The sequence below is a fragment of the Nocardioides abyssi genome, from assembly GCF_030412915.1.
Lineage (GTDB): Bacteria > Actinomycetota > Actinomycetes > Propionibacteriales > Nocardioidaceae > Nocardioides > Nocardioides abyssi.
The window spans coordinates 1-1,085 of record NZ_JAUHJR010000022.1; the positions used below are offsets into that span (position 1 = coordinate 1).

The window sequence follows — 1,085 nt, forward strand, 5'->3', positions numbered from 1 at the left end:
GGGGACGTTGGTCAGCCGTGTGACTGGTGGCTTGCCTCCGATGGCGGAGTGGGCGCGGTGGTGATTGTAGAAGTGGAGCCAGCCCGTCAGCGCGTTGTTGCGCTGCTGGGTTGAGTCGTAGAAGCGGGCGTAGGCCCAGCCGTCGGCCAGGGTCCGGTGGAATCGTTCGATCTTGCCGTTGGTCTGGGGTCGGTAGGGCCGCGTGCGCTTGTGTGTGATGCCGAGGTTGGCGCAGGCGTCGCGCCAGGCGTGGCTGCGGTAGCAGCTGCCGTTGTCGGACAGCACTCGTTCGACGGTCACGCCGTGGTCGCCGAACCAGGCCACGGCGCGCTGGAGCACCGCGATGGCGGTGCTGGCTTTCTCGTCGGTGCAGATCTCGGCGTAGGCCAGTCGTGAGTGGTCGTCGATGACGGTGTGCACGAACGCGGTGCCAATGACTGGGCGGTAGTGCTTGCCGCGTTCGCCGGTGCGCAGCGCGGTGGCGATGCCGTTGGCACGCCCTTGCTGGCGGGTCAGGAACCGGTGGCCGCCGCCATCGGGGATGTTGCCGAACTTGGTCACGTCGACGTGGATCAGCGATCCCGGATGCGGGTGCTCGTAGCGGCGCAGCGGTTCGCCGGTGACCCGGTCGATGTGGGAAAGCCGGTTGATCCGGCAACGCACCAGCACGGCATGCACCGTCGAGGACGGCAGTCCGAGTCGGCCGGCGATCTGAACCGGGCCGAGGCGGTGGCGCCACCGCAGTCGCACGATCTTCCGGACGAGTTGGGGACCGGTCTTGGTCGGGCTGGTGCGGGGCCGTGAGCTGCGGTCGGCCATGCCCGCGACACCTTCAGCGCGGTATCGGTCGGCCCACTTCTTCGCAGTGCGAGGGGCGACCATGAACATCTTGGCCGCGGCCGCGTAGGTCCAGCCGCGGTCAACGACGAGCCGGGCGAGCCGCAGACGGGCGCGTGGGGTCAGAGCAGCGTTAGCGTGGGACACGAGGGCCTCCGGTCAGTGAAGCGGTGAACTAGACAGCTCCACTTCACAACCGGAGGCCTTCGTCTGTCAGACAGGCTCACCGATGCCGGGCAGTACAACCT

At 68.0% G+C, this 1,085-nt stretch carries 1 protein-coding gene; it reads right to left on the bottom strand.

What is annotated here, in order from left to right; translation table 11 throughout:
• Nucleotides 1-984: IS481 family transposase (locus QWY29_RS19730; RefSeq protein ID WP_300962943.1), on the bottom strand; the 984-nt coding region annotated here is incomplete at its 3' end.
• Nucleotides 985-1,085: the final 101 nt, after the last annotated feature.